Here is a 20330-nt window from a genome sequence, read left to right as displayed (position 1 = left end):
CTGATGAAGACAAGCTTATGTTGTATTGTTTTACTCCTGTTTGATTTAAGCGACAATTTTTAATTGCCGCTTAAACTTAAGTCTAGTAGATCCATTATTTATTATTGTCGACTGTTGATTTTGTGTTTTTACTAGTAGTTTTATTTTTGGTTATTTTTTTCTTAGTTGTTGCTTTGGTTGCTAACAATTCTAATGCTGTTTCTAGAGTTAAAGTATCCACTTTTTCTCCTTCGGGAAGACCAACATTAACCTTGCCGTGTTTGACATAGAGGCCATAAGGACCCTCATAAAGGTTAATGGCTTCTTTGTCTTCAGGATGGATTCCTAATTCTCGCAGCGGTTTTTTGTCCCCTCGACCACCTCTTTTAGTTCGCTTTGGTTGTGCTAATAATTCTAAAGATCGTTCTAGGTTAACCGTCAAAATATCATCCTCCGCTTTTAAGGAACGATAGTCTTTACCTTCTTTCCCTTGATCATGAACTATATAAGGACCAAAACGCCCTAAACCTGCTTTGATTTTGGCTCCCGTATCAGGATGATTTCCCAGCAGACGAGGAAGAGATAACAATCCTAGAGCTTTCTCTAGAGTGATATCTTCAAGCTTCATTTCTTTAGGTAAGGAGGTGCGTTTGGGTTTCTTATTATTCTCGCTAACTTCTCCCAACTGAACGTAGGGACCATAACTCCCAATAAGAGCATAGATAGATTCGCCTGTTTCAGGGTGTAAACCCAATTCTTTAGGTCCTTCTATTTTTTGCTTAAGAATCAAGGATATCTGTTCAGGATTAAGATCAGCGGGAGTTAAATCTATGGGAATTGAAGCGGTAATCACTTCTCCTTCTTGTATCATCTCAATATACGGTCCAAACTTTCCAAGTTTAATAGTAACCTTTAGGTTATCTAGGTTAACAGCCTTAGCAACCGCAGGATCTATGTTTTCAATACCCAGTTGAACCAGATTGTCTAATCCTTTCTCCCCCAAATAAAAATCCTTGAGATATGGTACCCATTGAGTTTCTCCAGTAGCAATTTCGTCGAGGGTATGTTCCATTTTTGAGGTAAATTTTGTATCCACCAAATCATGAAAATGTTGCTCTAATAGACTTACCACTGCAAAAGCGGTAAACGTCGGGACTAAGGCTTTACTGCGCATTTGAGCGTAACCACGATCAATAATTGTCCCAATAATACTGGCGTAGGTACTCGGACGACCGACTCCCTCACTTTCGAGGATTTTTACAAGAGATGCTTCGGTAAATCGAGTAGAGGGTTGGGTTTCATGTCCTAAAACGTCTAATTGTTGACAAGTAGGATGATCTCCTACTTGTAGAAATGGAAGGATTATTTCTTGGTTTTCTAAAGCTACTTCAGGATCATCAGACCCTTCTACATAAGCGCGGAAAAAACCTGGAAAATTAATCCGTTTACCTGAAACACGAAAGCCTGCGTCTTCTACCTTAAGACTAATAACGATTTGGGTTAAACTAGCATTAGCCATTTGACAGGCCACAGTACGTTTCCAAATTAAGTCATAAAGGGAAAACTCATTGCCTGACAATCCTGTTTCTTGAGGAGTGCAAAACTCATTTCCTGCGGGACGAACGGCTTCATGTGCTTCTTGGGCTCCCTTACTTTTAGTTGTGTATTGACGAGGTTTGTGGCTAAGGTATTCTTTGCCATATTTTTGTTCAACACAGTTTCTCGCAGCAGTAATAGCTTGATCAGATAGATGGACAGAATCTGTTCTCATATAAGTGATATACCCTTCTTCATAAAGTTTTTGGGCAATCCGCATCGTATCCCGTGCTGAAATTCCTAATTTTCGGTTAGATTCCTGTTGAAGAGTAGAGGTAGTAAAAGGAGGGGCAGGTTTGCGAGTTGTGGGTTTTTCTTCTGTATTGCTAACAGTCCAATGCTTCCCGTCTAAGCGATATTTAAGAGTATAAGCTTTATCTTCATCAAGAAGAACTACATCTCGTCCCTGAGTGATATTTCCAGTACTGGGGTCGAAGTCGTTGGCTGTAGCAATTTTCTTGTCCTTTAGGGTCACTAACCTAGCATTAAAGGAGTTCTTATCTTCTGTTTCTAATAAAGCTTTGAGATTCCAGTATCCTCCTGACTGGAAAGCTTGGCGTTCTCGCTCCCGTTGCACCAACAGACGAACTGCTACTGATTGCACTCGTCCAGCGGAGAGACCGCGAGCAATTTTTTTCCAAAGTAGCGGAGAAACCGTATAACCAACTAAACGATCTAAAATTCGTCTTGTTTCTTGGGCATGAACCAAATTCTTATCAATATCACGGCAGTTATTCAACGCCTGTTGTATGGCTTCACGAGTAATTTCATGAAAAACCATACGTTTGATAGGAACTTTGGGCTTGAGTAGCTGTAGCAAATGCCAACTGATACTTTCCCCTTCACGGTCTTTGTCAGTGGCAAGAATTAACTCATCGGCCTCTTTTAAAGCAAATTTAAGTTCTTGAACCACTTTTTTCTTATTTTTGGGAACGATATAAAGTGGCTCAAAATTATTCTCAATGTTAATTCCTAAGTTTGACCAACTTTTTTCCTTATATGATGCGGGAACTTCCTCAGCTGAGGCAGGGAGATCTCGTACATGCCCCATAGATGCCTCGACGCGATACCCTTTGGGTAGATAGTTTCTAATGGTACGAGCTTTAGTCGGAGATTCGACGATAACAAGCGTTGGCATAATAATAGTTCAGTCTAATCGAGCGAGTGTAGCAAAAAATCGGGACTATAACAAAGTCTAGATCAGTTAATAGTGTCTGAAATTCCTATGTTAATTAGCTTATAGCATAAAGAATTGACTTGCCTTTTGAACATTTTAGGATCCAATAGAAGGCTATTAATTAGGATAATAAAAAGTTTCAGTAAATTTTTTCATCCATCTTGTTAGGTAATTTAGCATGACTTTCTGAAAGATTGACTCAATTTATAAGGGATCATGGGTAAGTCTGCTCTATATCTGATAGAACACTATCTATAGATGTTTGAAAAAATGGTTAGGGATGTATTTATAAATCTCTCTAGTGCAAGGATATAGCTAATAATGCCTAAATTGTTTATAGATACTCAGAGTGTCCATTGTCAAATAATATTGTAGACTTCAAGAAGTTTAATTAAAATCGAATATAAATTTTCGACTAGAATACGATTATCATTATGAACAAAAGCTATAATCTACGGAAAAGCAAGACGCTAAATTTATATTCATTTCTTTTGCTGAAAACTAAAAAGGTCGTTTCATTGTGCTAATTTTTACTCTCAGAAGAGATTACTTTGTGAACTGATAGCAAAAAAAGAATGAATTAATTGATTCATCCTCCTTAATGATTTTTAGTCAAAATTATTTAAGGAATTCGGGCAACAATTGCTTTACCAATTTCTAAAGAAGCAGTTGCTGCTGGAGAAGGCGCGTTACAAACATGCAAAGCTTGTTCATTTTGAATAATTAAAAAGTCATTGACTAGTTCCCCATCAGATTTCAGAGCTTGGGCGCGAACTCCAGATTTGCTGACAATTAAATCAGAGACCGTTACTTCAGGGATGAGTTGTTGTAGACTTCGAACAAAAGCGGCTTTACTAAAAGAGCGAATCGTTTCTTTTATGCCTTCATCAGCGTGTTTGGCTGCCAACTTCCAAAATCCTGGATAAGTCATAACCTCAGCAAAATCTTTGATGTTAAAATCTGTCTTTTTATATCCTTCTCGCTTCAAACTTAACACTGCATTGGGTCCAGCATGAACGCTTCCATCAATCATACGGGTGAAGTGAACTCCTAAAAAAGGAAATTGGGGATTAGGAACAGGATAAACAAGATTTTTTACTAAATAACGTTTTTCAGGAGTCAACTCGTAATATTCACCACGAAATGGGATAATTTTGACTTGACTATCAACCTCAGCTAATTTAGCTACGCGATCACTATATAATCCGGCACAATTAATAACGAAACTGGTTTTAATTGCTCCTTGATTAGTTTCTAAAACTTGGCTCTCAGAAGTTTTAACAATTTTTTTTACCTCTGTGTTAAGACAAATTTCTCCTCCTTGCTCTTGAATTAATTCAGAATATTTTTGACTTATTTTTGTGTAGTCAGTAATTCCTGAAGTAGGAACGTAAACTCCAGCTAGACAGTTAACATAAGGTTCTATCTCCCTTACTTCTTGAGAGCTAATCTTTTTAACTTTTAACTTTTTTTCTAAACCACGTTGATAAAAATTATCTAATAAGAGAAGGTCTGTTTCTTTCGTGGCAACAATAACTTTTCCACAAACTTCATAAGGGATATTATAGGTACGACAAAAATCTACCATAGACTGGTTACCAACAGAAGTAAATTTTGCTTTAAAACTACCAGGTTGATAATAAATGCCTGAGTGAATGACACCGCTATTACGGCTAGTTTGATGAAAAGCAATACAGGCTTCTTTTTCTAAAACTACAATCGAAGCATTAGGGTATTTATGACCTAATGCCATCCCTGTGGCAAGTCCGACAATACCTCCACCAATAATTGCAAAATCATACATATTTTTTTTGACATTAAAAACAGTTTTATTTTACCATTTATTTTCTTTTCTGATAATCACAGAAAAATGCCAAAAAAAATACCCATTTATTAGCTCTTAGAATTAACTGATTCTATCCTTGTTCATTATTCGATTTCGGATTTCATTCTCTCTAAAGTTAAATTCATTTGATGAAACATTTGCTCAGGAGTGATGCCAAATTGTACTAGTTGAGTTTTGAGTTGTTCAACAGTTATTTTTGCCATAAAATCTTTCGATAGCTCAAAGCGTTTCATGAAAATTTTATATCTATCCATAAGAGCTTCCATTTTATCAATAAAAATTTTTTTACCCTCACGATCAAACCTTCCGTATTCTCCTCCTAACTTTATTAAAGATTGATAGTCTTCAAATAACTGTTTGGCTTCTTGTTGAACAACTTCAGAATCAAAAAATCCCATTGTCATTTCATGTAATTTTAAACGACGTCAATCAGCAGTCCCATCTGACAACAGGACTTCATATACCATTATAAATGACTCTCAACCTCTTGAAAACTACGGGTTTCCGTATCATCTTTAGTCGTTGATTGAGATGCTAACAACGGTAGGATATATATCCCCATAATAATTGTTTAATAAAGATTATAGCTCTACTATTAGGCATTGTGAACTTAGTAATTAATTTTGCTGAGACACTTATGACTTCAAGAAGGAACCGTTTTCCTATAAACAACAGTCAAAAACAGTAGATTAAATAAATTAGATCAATTATTATTATTTTATCGAAAATTCTATGGAAATTTTAGAAAAGCTATTAAATCAACAAAAAAGCCGTAAAGTAGGGGTTATCTTAGCTTTACTTGCTACGATTGTTCCGTGGCCAATTGCAGGACTTCATAAATTCTACCTGGGACAACCTGTCTGGGGAGTAATCTATTGTCTATTGTGGGATAGTCCTATTCCCCGTATTGCTTGTGCTATTGATGTAGTATGGTATATTGTACAAGGACAAGAACTGTTTAAAGCTCAATTTAACGAATTATCCTTAAGTTATTCCCAACCTGTTGTTCTTAATCCTAGTATTACTAAACCGGTAAAAGTCGAGGCTATTGCCGAAGGACTAAGAGAATTGGATCAATTGCGGGAAGAAGGGTTAGTCTCAGAATATGAATTTGAACAGAAACGCCGTCGACTTCTTGATCGCATTGCTTGATTGACACAAAAATACTTGTCAATATCTATTTAAAATTTCATGAATATCTAATTGAATCAGTTTTATTAAATCTTTAATTTATTTGATTTAATTTATTCTGCAGTACTTGTCAATTTTTTATGAGTATTCAGACATGAATAGTAATATCTTAAAAAATGTAAATAAAGTATTTTAACTATTAATTAATACTGAAAATTTTAAAATTATCTGATATCTTCTTTTTAAGAAGCTTGTGGTTAATAAAGATATTAGCTTATATTTATCCGACAATTATTTTTAATCTCGTCAAATTAAATTTATAATTCTCTGTTTAGCTTTTAGTTAATTAAACTTCTTATAATTTCTTATTCTTCATCAAAAATATCTCAAATTATAAACTGCCTTATTCTGAGCATCAGCAAATAATTTTTATTATCCCCAAGGCTAATCTATATGTAAATACCTCACTGGCTAATTTAACTTTTTATATTTTCTTCATTGTTATTGACTGAAATTATGCCACATCCTGGATAATCAATAGATAATAAAAAATATATAAACCTTAGCTTTAAGCATCTTTTATCTTGTTTTTAGTGGTGTCCAAAAACACCAATAGTAATCCAGTTTTGAATTTTTTTTTATATTATCAGTCTGTCAATAGAATATAACGATTATTTTATTAAACTTTTTAATACTATTCAATATCTAAACTTTTTTAAAAAAAATAATAAATTTTATATATTTTTTTATGTCAAGTTAAGGTAGTAGTTGACATAAAATTAAACTCTAATTAATTTATGTACACTGTAAATAGTATCACTAAAATCATATTAACTAATAATTAAGATTAATAAATCAACTTAACAAGTAGTATAGTGTATTCAAGTTAATTATAGTCTTATGAATCTTGTTCTTAGACTTTAAGAAGCAATACAAAGCATAAAAATATTCTCTTATGTTTACAAAAAATTCTCTTTAATTTAGGTAGGACAACTTAATACTGTGGAACACTTACTAAAGTATAGTATAAAAAGATAGTGTGCTAAGTTAAATAGTTCTCGGTGACACTGAACAACAGCTGTTACAGTTCATATTTCTACTATCTGTAGTTGAATATAAAAACTTAACTACAGAAGATATACTTCATGCATTTAAAACTTATACATATAAAATTTATATATTAAAAATATGATGTTAATCATAACAACCACTAGATTAAGTTTTTTAGACTATTTTACTTTTTAAGGATGAATAAAAAGAGAGATTATTGTACTTATTTAATAGAAATACTGATACTAAAAGTATTAGTATAGGTTTATATTTTTATATATAATTAACTAATTTATAAAGTTTAAAAATACAAGCAAAATCATATAAGGTTTAATTAAACCATTGATTTAATAATCGATTAAAATTTAATCAGGTAGTTTATTTATTGCTATTACTAGGAACTACTCAATTAACAAACATTACTAGTATATATAAAAAGTTAAAAACCTGTAGTCTGATTTAAAAAAACTAAAACGATAATAGTAAAATATTTTCCAAACTTGGATTAAAAGAAATTAAGCCAAATAGAAGAAGTCAGTATTGTTAGAGAAAGTCTAAAAAAAATCAGTGAAAAACTAAAGTAGAGTAAGTCACTTTTTATAATTCCTCTAGAGACTTTGAATAAACTTCGAAAATAAATAAAAACTACAAAGTTGTTAGATAATGAGTAGATAAATTTTAAAACCTGTAGTTTATTCTGACAATTGATATCCACAAAAAGGGATATTAAGATGTAAATAAAAAAATTAAATTAATTAAAACTATACGTTTATAGCTCAATTAAATTAACCTTAATAATATTAAAACAAGAGTTTTATTAAACTAATATTTTTTATATAAACTAATCATAGTAAGTCAATATTTTTTTAAAATTTTAAAAAACAGTTATTTTAAGGCCAGTATCTATCACAACATATTTTTTTGGGTAAAACCTTTTGATGTTGGTTGACAAAAGAATTTTGATCACTAGATACTGTGACTGACGAAGAGGACTTAGGGGATGAGTGATGAACCTCCCCTGTCTCTAAATCTAAAGCTGTGCGTTTAAGATGATTAGAAATTCCTTCAACAGACAAAATAATAATGGCAATATAAATAAAATAGAGATGAAAAGGACGTAACTCCAAAGTGGGAAAGCAAATTTGAAGACGGGAAGATTGAGAAGATTTTCCTACCATTTTCGTGGGAAAATGATTGGCTAAAACTCTACCATTTAAACCTAAATAATCAGCAAATTTTCTAATTAGTCCTCTGACATAAATTGGCTCTGGCAAATCCTTTAGATCACCCTTTTCGAGTGACTGTAACAACCCTAGAGAGATAAAGGTATCGGCAGCAACCATCTCAAGGGAGATATCCTGTTCCCGACGAGCTTGATAAAGTTGATTTCCTATATTAGTTAAAACATTATATTGTTCTTGTTCGAGATCATAGGATGAAGTTTTATTCCATCGACGATTAGATAAAAGTAGCTTAATTTGCCTTAAAGAAAAAATTATCGGCAAATATACTCGAAACTCCATTTCTGTTAGTTTTCTTCTTCGATTGTTTTTTACCAATAGATTTAAATGAATTTTAGTCACTAACCGTCGCCAAAAAGTTAGACTCCCTTTTCTGGGAGAGATTTCCGATCGCTCTATCTTAGATAGTAAGTCTGACGATGGATTAACAGAGAGCTTTTTCCTAGACATAATGCTCAACTGAGCTTTTGAGATGTTTCTGTAATTAGATGGGGACGAGATTTTAGAAAATTAATTTCTGAGGTTGTTAGTAAGCGATAGTGCCCGCTGGGTAACCTAGATTCATGAAATAACTCTGAATCTACAGTAATAGAACCGATCGCACTGCGGTGTAGTCGTAGTACATGACACCCCATCTGTTGCACGATACGGCGAATTTGACGATTTCTTCCTTCAGTAATAACCACTCGTAAGTGGGTTTGCTGATAAGGATAACGGTGAATTACTTCAACCTGAGCTGCTAGGGTCTTTTTGCCCATAAGCATAACACCTTCACGCCATTGTTGTAAGCGTGTTTCTGGAATATTTCCAGAAATGACAACGTCATAAGTTTTTGGTAAATGATACCGAGGATGAGTTAAGTTGAGAGTTAGTTCTCCATCATTGGTCAAAAGTAAAGCTCCAGTTGAATTGAAATCTAGTCGCCCGACAGGATGGATACCTGTACCTTGACAGAGGTTTTTTGGCAGTAAATCAAGGACTGTAAAACGAAGTTGAGGATCGTCACAGGTGGAAACGACTTTTTGAGGTTTATTGAGTAAAATATACAGAAAATCAGGTCGTTGAGTTGGTTGAATAATTTGGCTATCCACTTCTAAGCGGTCATACTCAGGATTGACCTTTTCACCTAACTGAACCCGATGTCCATTAAGCTTTACCCGTCCGGCTAAAATCAATTTCTCAGCTTTTCGACGAGAGGCGATTCCCCATTGGGATAAAATTTTTTGAACCCTTTCTTCCATATAGTTTACCTATTTTAACGAGACTTAACTTTAGACAAAAAACTTAAAAAATATTTTTATAAAAATATTTTTTAACTCAACTATATAAAAAACTTTACTCTTTAATAATTATGCTCAGGTATGCAACACTTAAGCTAGTTTATTATTTTTTAGTTAGTTAAACACTTTTATCAGAATAAAAGCAAATGCAGAAATAGCCTTGGTAAGATTTTACTTTTAACTAAAAGACATTATTATAGGCAACTTTCGACTTTTAAGTGATCGAAATAGCAAGATTAACTTAATTTTATCCTCAATTATTGACTTATGTTTCCGATTAATCGCCCTCGTCGTCTACGTCAAACTGTCCAACTGCGCCGCATGGTGCGAGAAACAATTTTGACAGCTAATGATTTAATTTACCCTTTATTCGTCGTTCCTGGCAAAAAAATCGCCACAGAAGTTAAGTCTATGCCAGGAGTTTATCAACTCTCGGTGGATAAAATTGTTGATGAAGCCAAAGAGGTTTACGATCTAGGCATTCCGTCTATTATTCTTTTTGGTATTCCTAGAACTAAGGATATTGCAGCAACAGGAGCTTGGCATGATCATGGAATTATTCAACAGGCGGCTACTGCTATCAAAGAAGCAGTTCCCAATTTAGTAGTTATTGTCGACACCTGTTTGTGTGAGTATACCAATCACGGTCACTGTGGCTATCTAGAAGTAGGGGACCTAACTGGACGAGTTCTTAATGATCCTACTCTAGAGTTACTGAAGAAAACGGCAGTTTCTCAAGCTAAAGCAGGAGCTGACATTATTGCCCCATCAGGGATGATGGATGGATTTGTCCAAGCGGTTCGACAGGGGTTAGATGAAGCAGGATTTAATAATACTCTTGTTCTTTCCTATGCTGCTAAATATGCTTCTGCTTATTATGGTCCTTTTCGTGATGCGGCTGAATCTTCCCCCAGATTTGGGGATCGATCTACTTATCAGATGGACTCAGGAAATGCTAGAGAAGCCCTTAAAGAAGTAAAATTAGACATCGAAGAAGGGGCGGACATGTTGATGGTCAAACCTGCTTTATCCTACATGGATGTAATCTGGCGTGTTAAAGAAGTAACCTACCTCCCTGTAGCAGCTTACAATGTTTCTGGAGAATATTCTATGGTCAAAGCAGCCGCTCTCAATGGTTGGATTGACGAGAAAAAAGTAATTCTAGAAACTTTAACTAGTTTTAAACGGGCAGGAGCCGATTTAATCTTAACTTACCATGCCAAAGATGCGGTACAGTGGCTAAGAGAAGTTTAAGAGTGAAGAGTAAGGTGACAAGAGTTTTTATCTTTAAACTTCTAACTTGAAACTCCAAACTCTATACAATACGTTGTCAAATTTAACATTTAATTTAGATTAAGGAGAAAACCTTGTGACTCGTCAATCCTTCCCGAGTTTATGGCCTTTAATTGGTGGCATCATTGTCGCTTTAGTGGTTTTTATTAGCTTTAATTCATTTATTGTAATTAACCCTGGTCAGGCAGGGGTACTTAGTGTATTAGGAAAAGCCCAAAATGGGGCTTTATTAGAGGGAATACATTATAAACCGCCGTTAGTTTCAACAGTGGACGTTTATGATGTAACAGTGCAAAAGTTTGAAGTGCCTGCCCAAAGTGCTACTAAAGATTTACAGGATCTAACCGCTAGTTTTGCGATTAACTTTCGTCTTGATGCTGTACAAGTAGCTCAAATTCGCCGGACGCAAGGAACATTACAAAACATCGTTGCAAAAATTATTGCTCCCCAAACCCAAGAATCTTTTAAGATTGCAGCAGCTAAACGTACTGTAGAACAGTCCATCACTCAACGTAATGAATTAAAACAAGACTTTGATAATGCCCTCAATGAGCGCTTAGCTAAATATGGCATTATTGTCCTTGATACAAGCGTTATTGATCTAAACTTTTCTCCTGAATTTGCTCGTGCCGTTGAAGAAAAACAAATTGCTGAACAACGGGCGCAACGAGCAGTTTATATTGCCCAGGAAGCTGAACAAGAAGCCCAAGCCGATGTCAACCGTGCTAAAGGAAAGGCAGAAGCCCAACGTTTACTAGCAGAAACTCTGAAAGCCCAAGGTGGGGAATTAGTTCTCCAAAAAGAGGCAATTGAAGCTTGGAGAGAAGGAGGAGCAAAAATGCCTAATGTATTAGTAATGGGAAGTAAAAATCAAGGAAGTGTACCGTTTTTATTTAATTTAGGGGATGTACAAAACCAATAACTTTTATTTAATTTAATATTAACTAGCTTATGCGCGGGAATCCCCGCGCTGTAGACTTGTGGTACTTCTCAAAACATAGGGAAATATTTACAATATCTTGATGTTAGTATAAAAATACGCTTAGAGCTTGACTAATAAATTAGAAAAATTAGATATATAGCAAATATGGCAATTTCTTCTAAAACAAGATAAGAAGTTGAAGAACTGACTTCCTCAAGTTAGCTAATGAAAACAGGCATTCATAGATTACAGATTATGTTAGACAGTTGATCATACTGAGAAGCCAGGAAGCAAGTAAGAAAAGTTTTTTGGTGATTTAAAAACGATGTACTTACAGCTGATAGATATTCGTTAGTACTGACTTTAGGAGTATCTGGGTAGAGTATGGATAAATTGCAATATCTTTTATCTGAGATAAAGATCACTAAAAAAGTAACCTTTCGTTGTGGAGTAGAGAGACCAGAGTTATATCCTTACACGAATCGTCGGGAGAAGTATCAAAGATCAGTCAAGAGCCGTAACCACTAAACTACTCTTGGCTGATCTTTGATACCAAATTTATGGCAATTTTTCATTAAAATACCGTATTATGTAATAATAATACCTTGTTGTGAGGTGGACAGTGCACAAACTTGCAAAATCTTCTAATAATTATTAATTTCTTAACCATAATACGTAATACTATAAATTCAGCCGCTATATATATTTTCTCAAAAAGTCATCAGAATTTAACTAATGATCTTAAAAATTAGATTTACTAACGTTCAGCAACACTTTCTCATAATGATTTTAAGTTAGTGTAGAATTAAATAACTTTTCCGATTGAGGTGGCGAAATTCCACTTACATTCACCTAAAATCTAAAAATTTGTGGATTTGCACACTAATCCGCCAGTCGGAACATTGCAAAATAAAATCATAAATTAGTTGTTTACTTTCATGACTATTCCATTCTGGCTGTAAATACTTAATCGTACCCGAAGAGACTTTTTTAGCCTCTTGCTGTCCCCATTGTAAATCTAATTCTGATGCAATAACTATTTTTAATTCATTAGTCTGGCTATAAATACTTTCATTGGGTAGACTTAACGGCTTCGGTGAAAAAGTTACCCAATCGAAACTACCACTAAATGGATGTGTTCCTGATGTTTCTAAGTGAACTCGCAACCCTAACCTCCTTAATTTATCTGTCAAGGGATCTAAATTGTGAATCAAAGGTTCTCCCCCTGTAATAACAACAATGAGAGGGTTACTTTGTTTCGCTAACTTTGCTAACTCTTCTACAGTCCTTAGTGGATAGGGTTTAACTGTCCAGGACTCTTTTTGATCGCACCAAGAACAATGAACATCACATCCAGCCAAACGAATAAAAAATGCACTTACCCCCATCCATGCTCCCTCTCCTTGGATTGAATGAAAGGTTTCTACGATAGGATAAGTAATTAGGTCTGATGATATCATTTTTATTCAAGATAAGGGTAAACTGTTTATTTACTATAATTAGCAGTTTTTCCGAAAGATCATTACGTTTATCAAACAACAATTAATAATCTATTTTAGCTATTGATTACTATCTATAGTCTCTGATTTTATAATTGATTTTTTGTTTAACCTTCTAGCATGATTATCTTTAAATAGCAGAAAGTTTAGCCAATGATTAGTTTCTAAATAAATTACCCTAACTTGAAGAAATTCATCCAAACTATATTCTGGAAAGACCTTCTCTTTTCAGCTTAACTGCTCCTAGTTTTTTTTCAGTTAGCGAATTAATTATCTAGGAGAAAATCAATTATAAACAACTTTTGTATAATCTTTAATTCCCTTGACTTACCAAATTAATCAATAAGAACTCAAATCCATTAGTCACTATACTATACTTGTGACTACGTATTGACAAGTCAACTATAACATAAGCTATATAAAAAATTTAAGATAATTACTATGTATTATAGTAATTTTGAATTTGTAAAAGATAACTAAATATTTTTCAAATAAAAAGCTTAAATTTTAGTTTAAATACTATATTATAAAATTTTATTCAGAGATGATTATTTTTGAATATAAGATAATAGTTTCTAACTATTTACACTTTATTAAATCTAGATTTATAAAAATTCATAAGGTACTGAATAAAGTGAGTAAAAATTGCCGGCTACTTTCTAGATAAACTTTGTTTAACTCACACAATTACTTTGATATACTATCTATGGTGATCATTAATAAAAAAATAAGTTATAAAAATTGAATAACTAGACTTTTAATAACTTTGTTTACAACTTGATTATAAAAATAATATAAAAATTAGAACTAAACAAATTGAATTTTAACAAAGGAATAGCTTTCACAAAAATTGTCAGGTTTTCAATTTTCTTAGTGAATTATAAATATTCAGTTGAATATGACTTGATTTTTTTAAACAAAGCCTTTTGTGTTACACTACTAAAATAGTGTAGACTAGATTTAGTGAGTTAAATTTTAATTAACTACATCTAGCTATTAGATGATTTTAAGCCTTTACCTGGTTAATTCAACAGCTTTTTAAAAGTTTTATCAAGCTATTACCAACTTAACTTTTTTATGTTAAATTTAACAAATTTTCAAGTTGAAGATTGTGATTTATCTGATGATACTTTACGTCGCTATTCAACCACTACATCTATTGCGGTAGATACAGAAACCATGGGCTTAATTCCCCAACGTGATCGTCTCTGTTTAATCCAATTATGTGATTCTGATGGATTTGTTACGGCTATTCGCATTAGAATAGGACAGACAGAAGCCCCCAATTTAAAACAGTTAATGGAATCTAGAAAAGTTATTAAGGTTTTCCATTATGCACGATTTGATGTGGCGCAATTATTGTATTCTTTTAAAATTCATACTAAACCAATTTTCTGTACCAAAATTGCTAGTAAATTAGCTCGTACTTATACTAATTCTCATGGATTAAAAAATTTAGTACAGGAATTAGAAGGTATTGAATTGGATAAAAGTCCCCAAAGTTCAGACTGGGGAAACGTTTCTAGTTTATCAGAGGCACAATTGAATTATGCAGCAAATGATGTTTTGTATCTACTATCCATTCAGGAAAAATTAACGACTATGTTAAAACGAGAAGAAAGATGGCAACTAGCCCAAAATTGTTTTGATTGTATTCCCACTTTTGTAGACTTAGATCTTGGACAATATAGAGAGATTTTTGAGCACTGAAATCTTAACAAAAGGAAATATTAAACTATTGGTTTATGAAATGTTATCCATATTCATTATTTTAGACGAAAAAGCGATTATCGAAAAACCTATATCTGTTTGTCAGCATAACTCTTTCAAGTCTGAGAGAATTTGCTACTAACAATACTTATCAAATACCAGGCTTCGCGTTAGGATGACAATGACAGCGATTTTAGAAATGAGGTAGATCGAGGTTAACTATGGAAGAAATGGCACTTACTCGAGATAATGTGGAACAAGTCTTGGATGAGATGCGCCCCTACTTGATGGCTGATGGTGGTAATGTGGAACTCGTAGATATTGACGGTCCCATCGTTAAACTTCGCTTACAGGGTGCTTGCGGATCTTGTCCTAGTTCAACTATGACTTTGAAAATGGGAATTGAACGACGTCTAAAGGAAATGATTCCTGAAGTTGCCGAAGTAGAACAGATTATGTGAGATAGTCTCGAAAGACCCCTATACCTTAATTCAAAAACAGTAATAGGGGTTTTCAGTTAATCAAGGTAATTTATAAATTTATAACCAAAATAGCTTTTGTTTCAATAAAAAAATAAAAATTTTTTTATTGAACTCTAAATTTATGCCAGATTCGAAGTTTCTAACAGTTGCTCTACAAAATTAGCTCAACTAAGATTTACTTTTTACTAAGTTATTCCTCCTTAGATTTGCTTTGATCTGAGTTAGATTAGTCGAAGTAAATTTATGCCAATGATTGACAACATCAGCCGTGTAAAGACAAAGGCGAGCCAAGAACTGGAGATCAATTTTTTCTCTACGTTAGTTTTCAGATATTATCACCGACTTTAGATATGAAGTTAATTTTATCCAACAAAAATAATTGGATAATCTATCTTGATATAGAAACGTGCTTAAATATCTGTTCTAAAACGGTATGTTTATCAGAACAAAATCGTATTGCCGTAATCCTTTTGCTTAAGTAGTCAAGAGGACAAAAGAAGTAACTTTTAAGGTCTTTATACCAGTAATAAAGTATCAATCTAAGGCTTGAAGGACAACCCAGGGTGAGAAAATAGACTTTGTTTACTACAACACAGATAGTCTTGTAATGAAAACCAATTATTAAACCGCAGCAAAAGGAACGTGGGTTTTAAGTTATCTTCAACTTTTTAGAGAACACTGAGGTTAGATAATCTCCCCATTTTTAAAAAATGATATCGGGATACCATCTCTTATCTGAAATTCTAAGTGTTCCTTGAAAAGAAAGATTTCCCATCTATATAAGTAAGGCACATCGATAATATAAGGTTAAATTGCTTTAATTTGACGGCTTATGCTTTTTGATATAAGATTTTTATTTTTAATAATTACCGTCAAAATAAAGAGTATCATCAGTTACTAAAATGAAATGGTGTGTGGGAATATAGTATAATTGCTAGAAAGACAAAGTTCCTTAAAATTTAAGTTATGTCCCTTAACATTAAGATGATGAAGGTTAAGTATTAAATAGGAACTAACTTATTTACGATGGGTGTCTTTAAAAATTCTGTCGGGTAAAAGCAAGAAATATAATGACTTTTGAGTCCCCAAAACTGAAAGATTATCCCTCAAATAGTTTGTGGCAAAATACCTGGCAGCGATTTTATCGTAACCGGCTGGCTTTATTGGGGTTAAGTTTATTAAGTCTTATCATTGCTAGTATCGTTGTTGGTCCATTTTTTTATCATGTTCCTATCGATACTATTGACTTTGCTCAAGCGTCTATTCCCCCAAGTTGGCAACATCCTTTTGGTACCAATGATCTTGGACAGGATCAACTTGCAAGGGTGTTATTTGGAGGACGCATTTCTTTAACTGTAGGAATTACGGCGATGGTAGTAGCGATTTTTTGGGGAACGGCTATCGGGGTAATCGCTGGGTTGTATGGAGGGTTAGTAGACAATCTATTGATGCGCTTAACAGATTTATTTTTATCGTTACCCCAATTACCTCTATTATTGCTAGTAGTTTATTTATTTCGGGATACAGTTAAAATAGTTGCTGGACCTGAGTTAGGTATCTTTATCCTAGTTGTGATCGTCATTGGTGGACTTAATTGGATGTCCCTAGCGCGACTTGTAAGAGCAAATGTATTAAAACTAAGGGAAATGGAATTTATGAGTGCGGCGACTGCCCTGGGTGCTAGTCCCTTACGATTAATCTCGGTTCATATTATACCTAATGTCTTCAGTGTTATCATCGTTGCAGCGACTCTGGCGGTAGGAAATGGAATTGTTACTGAATCTACTTTAAGTTTTTTAGGGTTGGGATTTCCTCCCGATATGCCAACCTGGGGACAAATGTTATTTCAAGCCAAAGATTATTTGACCTGGTCACCCCATATGGCTTTTTTCCCAGGGTTAGCGATTTTTGTAACTGTTTTAAGTATTAACTATGTTGGGGATGGTTTACGAGATGCCTTTGACCCTAAGACCCGTCGTTAAGTTTTTACTCATGTTCTCCACAACTGACGACAGATAATGTTATCCTAAGGGTTGGCTATGGGTACGTAGCTCAGTGGATAGAGCACCAGGTTCCGGTCCTGGGTGTCGGGGGTTCAAGTCCCTCCGTTCCCGTTTATTCTCAAGATTCATCACATTAAAATCTGAGTAATTATTCACTGAATTATCAAATGTATCCAAACAATTAATAATTTTGAGACTAATATACTTATTTCTGCTAATTTTATATTGTTACAAACACTATTCTTCTCCTGTTATTCTTTATATAAACTAAAGCAAGATAAAAATATTAACAAAGGACTACAGGACAGAGATTATATATATAATCTAAATTTTTCCTTTTCTGGACTGAGTATAATAAATCAGTATCTGATAACTAATAATTTTTAAAACTCCTGTTAGAATCTTATTCTATAATTATAAAAAATTGATTTTGGTAAAAGTAAAGTTATTGGTATTCTATAATTTTCGTAAGGTAAGACCTTTAGCTTTTATTTATTGTAATATTGCTACAGCTCGTCTAGCTTAGGTTTTTAAACATTTGATTAAAAACACATAAATGACACTATAAGTGGCTGATCAATATTGTGAAGATTATTAAGCCTCTATTTATTGAAGTAATAAATAGAGGCTTAAATGGCGATATTTCAAGGAAAATATTACCATTTAAGCAAAAGTCTTTACCAGTAATTATCAGAATAACAATTATGTACTCTTTGTAAATATTAAATTATTTTATAGCTAATTCTCCTTAGTTAATTAACAAATCAAGAAAATCTACATTCTTAAAAATCCTATAAGGTTTAAAAGGGAATTAAATGATTATTTCTTTATAAGACTAAAGTATAGACAAAAAATAAAGAAGAAAATAATCTTAGTTAATGATTATGTAATTGATCATAAAAGCATGTTTATTTCAAGGTTTAAAGTCTTTAAATATAAAATATTATTTTAATAATATTTTTAATATCTACTTATTCTCAAACAAGATCCAAGAATTTATTTTTATTTTAAAAAAGATATTAGATGATTTTTATAGTTCAAGCACACAGGTGGAATATAAATTCCGATAGTATCTACTAAAGCTAAGTTTTACATATTTTTAATATATTAAAGATAAAGGGAATGTATTTAATAATTTATAATTAGTTATTTAGTTGATCTCATCATCATTAATATTTTTTAGATAGATATTATTAATATTTTACTATACTATAAAAATATTTTAGATCATAAAGTTTATTTGGTTTTCTTAGAAAGAGTCAATATTGTTATTTTTTGATTGTTTTATAAAAAAAATATATCATTTTATTTTATAAAACTTATGATGTATAACTAATAAGCAAAATATCAAGTATATAAATAAGAACAAAAAATAAAAGTATAAATAAGTGTCATTTATACTTTTATTTTTTGGGTAAATCTCAACATTTAATCTTAAATTATGGATCAGAAAAATTTTAAAATTTTAACCAGCAAAAGAGACTCTAATTAGTTAAAAGTTGAAAGACAGAGAAAAATATAACAATCATTTATTTAAAAAATTTTATAAAATTTAAAGTCAAAAAAATAATTTAAAACCGGTAAGTAGATAAACTTAAAATAAGTCAAAAATAGAAAGCTGTTCACAAAAAGTGAGCCCTAACAGGGCAGAACAAGGAAAAGTTTTGAACTAAGAACTATTAATATACCACTACTGAAAATAAAAAAATCTTTAAAAAATTGTATGAGTCTCTACATCAACCATACAGTAAGTGTTTCTATCTCTCTTGATGACTTTTTCTCCCAAATAGTAGAGTTTTTTGAGATGTTAAATTGTATAGTAATGTCAATATAAAAATTTTGGATAAAATCTCCATTGAAAAAATAATCAAAAACCTAAAGTCGATAGTCTTAATAAGGTTAAGTTAGCTTCAAAAGTCTTGCTTAATAATATCTAAAAATTTTTTTTTATAATAGTGTAATTTATAGAGGATTCCGGTTAGGTATTCCTATTTGACGAGGAAATTTTTGGGAAGTTGTAGATATTTTTTTAATATAAATAAAGGTACGAATACTCTTAGTTAATGGAGTTTCAACATTTTTGATTGATATAATTTTACCCCCTAATTTTTCTACGGTAGATTTTAGAGTTAACTTGTCTTTATCGTGCCAATGTCCTCTATATAATACAGCTATTCCTCCAATTTTCAAGAGAGGTAAGGCATATTCAGTACAAACAGAAGGTGTGCCAACAGCACGAATTAAAGCTAAATCATAAGTTTCTCGATATTTTTTTATCTGCCCAATAGTCTCTGATCTTCCAATTAATGTTTTACAATTAATAAACTTTAATTTATCTAAAATTAAGTTTATTAACTTTATTTTTTTTATTTTTGAATCAAGAAGAGTAACTTGTAAATTAGGATAAATTGTAGCTACTGGAATACCTGGAAATCCTGCTCCTGTACCAATATCTATTCCTTTTAAAGAAGACTTAATATCAATAATTTTTGTATCAATACCTGCCAAAGAATCCCATAAGTGTTTTTCCCAAAAATCTTTGGGTTCAGTAATCCTAGTCAGGTTGATTTTGCAGTTAGCTGATATTATTTCTTGATATAATTTTTCCCATTGTTCAAGTTGTGATTTAGTGGGTTCCCAATGTAGAGTTTTTTGCCAAATTTCGTTGAAGTCAGGTAATAAGTTACAGATCATAAATCGTTAAGGTTAAATTTTTTTAAAAAAATATTTGATAGATGTTGTCTATCATAACAATATTGATAATTTTTTATTTCAAGTAAATAAATATTTTTTAAAATTTTATCAAAATAAAGAGTAGAATAAATTAAAAACAGATTACTAATTGTTTTCTACTTAACACTTCTGTACTAGAAATACATTCAAGAAATTGTGTAATAAAGTAACATTAATTAACTTTAAATTAAGCACTTTTGCTGTAACCATCGCCCCATAAAATAAAGAGTAAAAAAATAATGTATTTCAATAAATAATTAATTTAAAATCACAAGTATATAACTTATTTGAGCAATAAATAAGGTTATAAAAACTATTTTTCTTAAATATAGTTTAGTTTCCAATATAGCCAAATATTGCTCTTCCGTATCATATTCATGTGTTTGCA

General features: G+C 32.3%; 13 protein-coding genes and 1 tRNA gene. 7 read left to right on the top strand and 7 right to left on the bottom strand.

What is annotated here, in order from left to right:
• Positions 1-94: 94 nt before the first annotated feature.
• The 3 genes from topA to ETSB_RS04675 form a co-directional block, all read right to left on the bottom strand.
• The gene (topA, locus tag ETSB_RS04685) at positions 95-2713 is read right to left on the bottom strand and encodes a type I DNA topoisomerase (protein WP_044106603.1); all 2619 of its coding nucleotides are present in this window, start codon (positions 2711-2713) and stop codon (positions 95-97) included.
• A gap of 661 nt (positions 2714-3374) precedes the next feature.
• The gene (lhgO, locus tag ETSB_RS04680; protein WP_044106602.1) at positions 3375-4556 is read right to left on the bottom strand and encodes an L-2-hydroxyglutarate oxidase; all 1182 of its coding nucleotides are present in this window, start codon (positions 4554-4556) and stop codon (positions 3375-3377) included.
• Between the two features lie 125 nt (positions 4557-4681).
• The gene (locus tag ETSB_RS04675) at positions 4682-4996 is read right to left on the bottom strand and encodes a DUF1825 family protein (RefSeq protein WP_044106601.1); all 315 of its coding nucleotides are present in this window, start codon (positions 4994-4996) and stop codon (positions 4682-4684) included.
• 334 nt (positions 4997-5330) lie between these two features.
• Here ETSB_RS04675 and ETSB_RS04670 point away from each other — a divergent pair, with 334 nt between their 5' ends.
• Positions 5331-5750, top strand: coding sequence for a membrane protein (locus ETSB_RS04670; RefSeq protein WP_044106600.1), 420 nt, complete (start codon positions 5331-5333; stop codon positions 5748-5750).
• 1919 nt (positions 5751-7669) lie between these two features.
• Here the strand turns inward: ETSB_RS04670 and ETSB_RS04665 are convergent.
• Together ETSB_RS04665 and ETSB_RS04660 are read right to left on the bottom strand one after the other, a co-directional pair.
• Positions 7670-8470: a helix-turn-helix domain-containing protein gene (locus ETSB_RS04665; RefSeq protein WP_052470627.1), complete on the bottom strand. Its 801-nt coding sequence runs from the start codon at positions 8468-8470 to the stop codon at positions 7670-7672.
• 5 nt (positions 8471-8475) lie between these two features.
• Positions 8476-9261, bottom strand: coding sequence for a pseudouridine synthase (locus ETSB_RS04660; protein WP_044106599.1), 786 nt, complete (start codon positions 9259-9261; stop codon positions 8476-8478).
• Between the two features lie 306 nt (positions 9262-9567).
• Between ETSB_RS04660 and hemB the strand changes: the two genes are divergently transcribed.
• Together hemB and ETSB_RS04650 are read left to right on the top strand one after the other, a co-directional pair.
• Positions 9568-10554, top strand: coding sequence for a porphobilinogen synthase (gene hemB, locus ETSB_RS04655; RefSeq protein ID WP_044106598.1), 987 nt, complete (start codon positions 9568-9570; stop codon positions 10552-10554).
• 115 nt (positions 10555-10669) lie between these two features.
• A complete protein-coding gene (locus ETSB_RS04650) occupies positions 10670-11515 on the top strand; it encodes a prohibitin family protein (protein ID WP_044106596.1) in 846 nt (281 codons plus the stop codon).
• Positions 11516-12363: 848 nt separating this feature from the next.
• Here the strand turns inward: ETSB_RS04650 and ETSB_RS04645 are convergent.
• On the bottom strand, positions 12364-12981 hold the full coding sequence (locus ETSB_RS04645; protein ID WP_044106595.1) for a 7-carboxy-7-deazaguanine synthase QueE: 618 nt from the start codon (positions 12979-12981) through the stop codon (positions 12364-12366).
• Between the two features lie 1110 nt (positions 12982-14091).
• Here ETSB_RS04645 and ETSB_RS04640 point away from each other — a divergent pair.
• From ETSB_RS04640 to ETSB_RS04625, 4 genes are all read left to right on the top strand, one after another.
• On the top strand, positions 14092-14724 hold the full coding sequence (locus tag ETSB_RS04640) for a ribonuclease H-like domain-containing protein (RefSeq protein ID WP_044106594.1): 633 nt from the start codon (positions 14092-14094) through the stop codon (positions 14722-14724).
• Between the two features lie 230 nt (positions 14725-14954).
• Entirely contained in the window at positions 14955-15185 is a 231-nt protein-coding gene (locus ETSB_RS04635; protein WP_044107617.1) for a NifU family protein, read from the top strand.
• 1091 nt (positions 15186-16276) lie between these two features.
• Positions 16277-17188: an ABC transporter permease gene (locus tag ETSB_RS04630; protein WP_044106593.1), complete on the top strand. Its 912-nt coding sequence runs from the start codon at positions 16277-16279 to the stop codon at positions 17186-17188.
• 59 nt (positions 17189-17247) lie between these two features.
• Positions 17248-17320: transfer RNA gene (locus ETSB_RS04625), tRNA-Arg, on the top strand.
• A gap of 1851 nt (positions 17321-19171) precedes the next feature.
• Here ETSB_RS04625 and rsmG read toward each other — a convergent pair.
• Positions 19172-19903: a 16S rRNA (guanine(527)-N(7))-methyltransferase RsmG gene (rsmG, locus tag ETSB_RS04620; protein ID WP_044106591.1), complete on the bottom strand. Its 732-nt coding sequence runs from the start codon at positions 19901-19903 to the stop codon at positions 19172-19174.
• Between the last annotated feature and the right edge of the window lie 427 nt (positions 19904-20330).

The sequence above is a fragment of the cyanobacterium endosymbiont of Epithemia turgida isolate EtSB Lake Yunoko genome (assembly GCF_000829235.1).
In the GTDB taxonomy this organism is placed as follows: Bacteria; Cyanobacteriota; Cyanobacteriia; order Cyanobacteriales; family Microcystaceae; genus Rippkaea.
The sequence above is the reverse complement of the archived record's forward strand: the minus strand, read 5'-3'. Positions and strand labels throughout refer to the sequence as shown.